The organism is Ochrobactrum sp. S1502_03, from assembly GCF_044435015.1.
Lineage (GTDB): Bacteria > Pseudomonadota > Alphaproteobacteria > Rhizobiales > Rhizobiaceae > Brucella > Brucella chromiisoli.
This window is the reverse complement of sequence record NZ_JAYEXN010000062.1, coordinates 1-6,820: the sequence shown is the minus strand read 5'-3', so window position 1 is coordinate 6,820 and position 6,820 is coordinate 1. Positions and strand designations below refer to the sequence as shown.

Below are 6,820 nucleotides of genomic sequence, written 5' to 3'. Positions count from 1 at the left end.
GCAGCGTCGCCGCCCTCGTTGTGGCGCCATATAGACCCCACTCAACAAAACTGTCAACGCATAATCCGCAAAAAGGATAACTTTTCTTTCCACAGGCAATATGGTGGATTTTAACAGAATTTCAACCATTCGAAAGCGCTGATTCCAATTTTGCGACAATGAAATGACAAATATGACGATGAAATATCACTTTGGGATCGACGGCGGCGGCAGCGGGTGCCGTGCAATCCTTGCCGATGCGGCAGGCAACGTGCTTGGCAGGGGAGCATCTGGACCTGCTAATATTGGCGCGGATGCGGAGAACACCATTCTCCATATCTATGAGGCAACCGAACGCGCGCGCGAAAATGCCGGTTTATCGGCTTCTATATATAAGTCAGCCAATGCCGTGCTTGGACTGGCCGGAGCCAACGCGCTATCCAGTCATGCCACTCTTTATAAGCGTCTGCCATTTGCAAAGAGCAAAATTGTTTCCGATGCGCTCACCGCATTAGAAGGCGCGATGGGTGACGGTGATGGCGCAATTGTCATATTGGGAACCGGCTCGGCCTTTGTCCAGCGTATCGACGATGTGATTCAAATCATCGGGGGGCGCGGTTTTATGCTCAGCGATCATGCGGGCGGAGCGCGTCTCGGTCGGGATCTACTGGAATATACCTTGCTTTCGAGTGACGGTTTCGAAGATTCGACCGATCTCTCACAGGCCGTTTTGGAGAAATTCGAGGGCGATCCGCGCAACATCACCACATTTTCGCGCACAGCCAATGCTTCCGACTATGCGAGCCTTGCACCATTGCTTTTTGATTTTGCGGCGAAACGCGACCCGCTGGCGATCACTCTCCTCACCCACGCCTGCAACATGATCCGCACAGGATTGGAAAAAATGGCAATTAAAGAGCACAAACGTTTCAGCATAACAGGTGGACTTGCGGCATCATATATAGCGCTGCCATGCTTTCCTTATAGAGAATTTTATGCAGAGCCCCGTGGCGACAGTCTGCAAGGTGCACTTGCTCTCGCCATGAAGGGCTCAAGCGTCTGACACATGCGACGTGAAGGTAACTTGCCCGGGCCGACATAACCCCCTAATTCTTATATATTCACTCACATGCGTGATCGGCTGGTTCTTAAGACAGTGCAACAGGGGTGCCATGCTAACCAAAAAAGGCAAATACGGCCTGAAAGCCATGGTGCATCTTGCCGGTGTAACGGACGGTCAATTGGTTTCAGCGAGCGAAATCGCCGAGAAGCATCATATTCCGCGCAAATTTCTGGATAATATTTTCACTGAATTGCGCAATGCGGGCTTTGTATTAAGCCGCAAAGGCAAAGGCGGCGGATTTTGCCTCGCCCGCCCGGCCAATGAAATACATATCGGCAACATCATCCGCGCACTTGATGGCGCGCTTGCGCCCATCGCCTGTGCCAGCAAGACCGATTATCAGCCTTGCGATGACTGCGATGAGACCGATTGTGAAGTGCGGCACATGATGCTGGACGTGCGCGAAGCAATCGCCAATGTGCTTGATCACCGCACGCTTGCCGACAGCCGGGCTTCTGAAATGGCCGCGCTGTCGGCTGAATGAACTGGCATTAAGCGGCAACGGACCAGCTTGGAAACGGATCGCTGAGACGCTGCCAGCTTTCCGGCTTGAACACCTCTTCCGGCACCAGACAACCATCAAGTTCGGCAATCATGGCAGCCTTGTTCATCGGATCGACGCCGATAAACACAATTTCCTGTCGGCGATCTCCCCATTCAGCATCCAGATAGGGCTTCATTGCCTGATGCCATTCTGGCTCTGCAGGCCAATAGCTGCGCGGAACGGCAGACCACCAACGCCCTCGCTTATTGGTGCGAACCAAAGCACCAGCCTGGCTGAGTTCGCCCACATAATCGGGACGTGTTGCCAACCAGAAAAAGCCCTTGGCGCGAACAACGCCTGGCCAGCTTTGATCGATAAAGGCCTGAAAACGGGCCGGATCGAACGGACGGCGCGCACGATAGACAAAGGACTGAACACCATATTCCTCCGTCTCCGGCACATGTTCATGGAAACCATGAAGTTCTTTATACCAAAGCGGATGCTCGTGGGCGCGATTGAAGTCAAACAACCGCGTATCAAGTATGGAATCGAGCGGGATTTTTCCGAAGTCCACTTCTTCAATGCGGGCATCAGGATTGAGTGACCGGATGACCTTGCGCGCCAGATCGCGCTCTTGCGCTGTCGCAGTCGAAATCTTGTTAAGCACCACAACATCCGCAAACTCAATCTGTTCGACCAGAAGATCGACCAGCGTGCGCTCATCTTCATCGCCCAGCGACTCACCACGATCACGCAAAAAATCGTTGGAAGAATAGTCCTTCAACAGATTGGCAGCATCAACAACTGTGACCATCGTATCAAGGCGCGCCAGATCGGACAGGCTTTCGCCCTTTTCATCGCGAAATTCGAACGTTGCGGCGACTGGCAAAGGTTCGGATATGCCGGTTGATTCAATCAGCAGGTAATCAAACCGATCCTGCGAAGCCAATTGTGCTACTTCTTTCAGGAGATCGTCACGCAACGTGCAGCAGATGCAGCCATTGGTCATCTCGACAAGCTGTTCTTCCGTGCGCGAAAGATCGGCCCCGCCCTCGCGCACCAGAGCGGCATCAATATTAATCTCACTCATATCATTGACGATGACGGCCACGCGGCGGTTCTCGCGATTGTTAAGGACGTGATTAAGAAGCGTGGTTTTCCCCGCTCCGAGGAAGCCTGAAAGAACGGCAACTGGAAGCCTTTTCATGGCAACTCCTTTGCTGGCCAATTTAGACGGTGCTGATTGTTAATGTTATATCATTACATTTGTGAGGCAAAAAAGAGGCGGCAAAGCCACCTGACAATCCTTAAACACCTCAACTGAGCGCCGTCGTTTATGATCTGATAGGTTTTTAAAAGCTTGCGTGCCGGACTGTTAGAGCTTTTCCGGCAAAAGCGCGCTGCGATTTTGCGCCGGATAATGCGTAAACAAACAAAGAGAGCATTTCTGGATTAAATTTAATCATCAGAAATGCTCTGTCTTTTCATTTTAGCACACATCTTAGCCCTAAAACCGGTGCCCACTTTTCGGGATGTGCTTTATCTTTTTTTTCACGCACATCTTAGCCCGAAAACCGGTGCCCACTTTTCGGGATGTGCTTTATTTCGACAAACAGCCCTTCAAAGAATCTGCGAGATTACGGATGAGTTGCGGATAAAGGTCCGGGCCATTCTTCAATTCAGCTCCGAGCGGATCGAGTACACCGGTTTTTGCGTCCGTTCCGTCAATAACTGTGTTCACTAGCTTCGGCTCAAACTGTGGCTCAGAGAAAACGCATACAGCGCCAAGTGACTTGATCTTTTCGTGAATGTCCTTGATGCGCGCAGCACCGGGTGCTTTTTCCGGGCTAACCGTGATTGAACCGACAGCCTTCACACCAAAACGGTTTTCAAAATACTGGTAAGCATCGTGGAAAACGATGAAAGGCTTATCTTTTACCGGCTGCAGTTCGTTGTCGATATCTTTGGTCAGCGCATCGAGCTTTTCAGCATAATCGGCAGCATTCTTTTCATACTGCACCGCATGCTCTGGATCATTTTCGCTCAGAACCTTTGCAATGTCACCAACCAGAACCTTGCCATTTTGTGGATCCAGCCAAAAATGCAGATCGTAAGCACCATGCTCATGCTCATGTTCATGCGCCTTTTCAGCCGCTTCATTTGCGTGATCGTGACCATCATGAGAACCGGCCTCGGCGCTATGATCGTGCGCGTCGTGATCATGGCTGTGACCTTCATGCCCGTGATCATGCGCCTCGAATGGCCCACCTTCGCGGAATTTAAGTTTGGTCAGACCGTCCGCATCACCAAGCGCCACCACTTTGGCACCATCGCCCAGTGTGTCGATCGATTTGTCGAGAAATGTTTCCATAGAAGAACCGGCCCAGAAAATGACCTTGGCATTTTCGATCGCCTTTGCATCTGAAGGCTTGAGGCTATAGGCGTGTTCTGATCCCGCCCCCTGCACGATCAATGTCGGCTCGCCGACGCCCTGCATGACGGCAGCAACCAGCGAATGCAACGGTTTGATTGAAACCACAATGCCAGTTCGCTCGGCAGCAGAAGCGGCATTACCAAAAACAGCCATAAAGGCGGATGCCAACAACAGGGATCGGAAGTGTTTCATAGAGCTCTCTTGAATGTCAGATTGGCGTTAACAATATGTGGGAGTGATATGTTATTTTATTACATCATTTGCGTTATGCTATAACGTCTGTAATAAGAAGACACAACCTCTTTTTGGAGAATTGTTCACAGCGCAAAACCACGAGACGCAAACGAACCCGAATCGGCATATGTTTCACACATGTTGAAATAAGGATTTCGGGGCTGCTGCGGGTTAATAACGCGAAGACGCTCTCAAAAAGGCAGCGAAAGCTCATTTTATATGGCTCATAAGACCGCCCTCCCCGCGCATTCGAAGCGGGAACCGCTGATAGAATTAAAAAATGCCGGCGTTTATCGCGACGGTCGTTGGCTTGTACGCAATGTTGATCTGAGCATTCATCGCGGCGAAATCGTCACCCTTATTGGCCCCAACGGTGCGGGGAAGAGCACAACGGCCAAGATGGCGCTGCATATTCTCAAGGCCGATGAAGGCAACATTCGCCATATCAAAGGCCCGCGCATCGGTTATGTGCCGCAAAAAATCAGCATCGACCGGACCATGCCGCTTTCCGTCGAGCGTCTGATGACGCTGACGGGACCGCTGTCCAAAGATGACATCCTGCGCGCACTCGACGCCGTCGGGATCACACACCTTATAAAGGCAGAGATTACCAATCTTTCGGGTGGTGAGTTTCAGCGTGCATTGATGGCGCGCGCGCTTGCGCGCAAGCCCGACATCATGGTGCTTGATGAGCCGGTGCAGGGCGTGGATTTTTCCGGTGAGGCCGCCCTTTACGAACTTATTGCCAAATTGCGCGATGATATCGGCTGCGGCGTGCTGCTAATTTCCCATGATCTGCATCTGGTGATGGCTGCAACGGATCGTGTTATTTGCCTCAATGGTCATGTCTGCTGCAGCGGTTCACCGCGTGATGTGACCTCAAGCCCGGAATATGTGCGCCTGTTCGGAAGCCGCGCCGTTGGCCCCCTGGCTGTCTATGAGCATCACCATGATCATACGCACCTGCCTGACGGCCGCGTCATGCATGCGGATGGCACGGTGACAGATCATTGCCACACAGAAGACGGTCATCATCACGAGGGTGAGCATCATCACCACCATGAGGGAGACACGCCCCATGCTTGACGATTTTTTCACCCGCGCGCTCATTGCCGGTGTTGGGCTTGCGCTCACTACAGGCCCGCTGGGCTGTTTCATTGTGTGGCGGCGTATGGCCTATTTCGGTGATACCATGGCGCACTCAGCACTTTTGGGCGTCGCATTAGCTCTGATTCTGGATATCAATCTCATGATCGGTGTCTTTGCGGTGGCCGTTGCGATTTCAGCCATTATGCTGCTGCTTCAGAAAAAGCACTCGCTTTCAGCGGATTCGCTGCTGGGCATTCTATCACATGCAACATTGTCATTGGGTCTGGTTATCGTCGCCTTCATGACATGGGTGCGCGTTGATCTTTTGTCTTTCCTCTTTGGTGATCTGCTTGCGGTTTCACGTCTCGACATTGCGTTTATTTATGGCGGCGGAATTCTGGTACTCGCCTTGCTTGCATGGTTGTGGCGCCCGTTGCTTGCCGCAACAGTCAGCGAAGATATTGCACGTGCAGAAGGATTGAACCCCGCCTTATCGCGGGTCATTTTCATGCTTCTGCTGGCAATCGTTATCGCCATCTCGATGAAGATCGTCGGTATATTGCTGATCACATCACTGTTGATCATTCCTGCCGCAACCGCCCGCAAATTTGCCACAACGCCGGAGCAAATGGCCATCATCGCATCCCTCATTGGCGCATTTGGCGTAATCGGCGGGCTTTATGGTTCGGTTGAGTTTGATACGCCTTCCGGCCCATCGATCGTCGTTGCCACACTGGCTATTTTCATTTTAAGCCTCCTGCCATTAAATAGGAGAGAGGCTTCACCGAAACGGACCGCAGGACAATGAGCAATCACACCGACCATAACCATGCCCATCATCATGCATCCCAAGACCTGACCCGCAATCAGACGCTCGTTTTCGATGTGTTGTCCAAGGCGGAAGGACCGCTGAGCGCCTATACGATCCTTGATCAACTCCGTGATGACGGTTTTCGCGCGCCCTTGCAGGTTTACCGTGCACTGGAAAAGTTGCTTGATTACGGGATGGTGCACCGACTTGAGAGCCTCAATGCATTTGTTGCCTGCGCGCATCCGCAATGCCACGAACATGGTCTGATTGCTTTTGCCATTTGCGAGCAATGTGGACAGGTCACGGAATTCTCGGATTCAGCAATTGAAAACCTCGTCAGCGCATGGAGCGTGCAGACAGGCTTCAAATCCCGCAAGACGACGCTTGAGCTGCGCGGCCTGTGTGAAAAATGCGGTAATCACTGAAGCATCTCGCGGAAAAGTGGGAACTGCCTTCGCGAAGAAGTTCAATTCACCGAACTGATCTCTATTCCCGCTACGATCCGAGAGTGACATACGTAAGAGCAAGAAGATAGAGCGAGCCTATTGGGGATGATTAAGCGCGAAACGCTCTAAGTGCCCGACTCAAAATTCAAGCTTTGCGATACGGCGTGTCATTCGCCTGATGGATGCTATGAACATCCATGCCTCTGCTGAGGCGATAGAG

7 protein-coding genes are annotated in these 6,820 nt (G+C 51.9%); 5 read left to right on the top strand and 2 right to left on the bottom strand.

What is annotated here, in order from left to right:
- Positions 1–163 precede the first annotated feature (163 nt).
- A complete protein-coding gene (locus tag VBH83_RS18885) occupies positions 164–1,042 on the top strand; it encodes a BadF/BadG/BcrA/BcrD ATPase family protein (RefSeq protein WP_265986396.1) in 879 nt (292 codons plus the stop codon).
- Between the two features lie 109 nt (positions 1,043–1,151).
- Positions 1,152–1,586: an Rrf2 family transcriptional regulator gene (locus tag VBH83_RS18880; protein ID WP_265986397.1), complete on the top strand. Its 435-nt coding sequence runs from the start codon at positions 1,152–1,154 to the stop codon at positions 1,584–1,586.
- Positions 1,587–1,593: 7 nt separating this feature from the next.
- Here VBH83_RS18880 and zigA read toward each other — a convergent pair whose 3' ends face one another.
- A complete protein-coding gene (gene zigA, locus VBH83_RS18875; protein ID WP_396999030.1) occupies positions 1,594–2,793 on the bottom strand; it encodes a zinc metallochaperone GTPase ZigA in 1,200 nt (399 codons plus the stop codon).
- A gap of 393 nt (positions 2,794–3,186) precedes the next feature.
- Positions 3,187–4,212, bottom strand: coding sequence for a zinc ABC transporter substrate-binding protein ZnuA (gene znuA / locus VBH83_RS18870; protein WP_396999029.1), 1,026 nt, complete (start codon positions 4,210–4,212; stop codon positions 3,187–3,189).
- Positions 4,213–4,473: 261 nt separating this feature from the next.
- Here znuA and VBH83_RS18865 point away from each other — a divergent pair, with 261 nt between their 5' ends.
- The 3 genes from VBH83_RS18865 to VBH83_RS18855 are packed head-to-tail and all read left to right on the top strand — an operon-like array spanning position 4,474 to position 6,579.
- On the top strand, positions 4,474–5,340 hold the full coding sequence (locus VBH83_RS18865) for a metal ABC transporter ATP-binding protein (RefSeq protein WP_265986400.1): 867 nt from the start codon (positions 4,474–4,476) through the stop codon (positions 5,338–5,340).
- Entirely contained in the window at positions 5,288–6,151 is an 864-nt protein-coding gene (gene znuB / locus VBH83_RS18860) for a zinc ABC transporter permease subunit ZnuB (protein ID WP_396999031.1), read from the top strand. The genes VBH83_RS18865 and znuB overlap by 53 nt, the downstream gene beginning before the upstream one ends.
- A complete protein-coding gene (locus VBH83_RS18855; protein ID WP_265986402.1) occupies positions 6,148–6,579 on the top strand; it encodes a Fur family transcriptional regulator in 432 nt (143 codons plus the stop codon). The genes znuB and VBH83_RS18855 overlap by 4 nt, the downstream gene beginning before the upstream one ends.
- Positions 6,580–6,820: the final 241 nt, after the last annotated feature.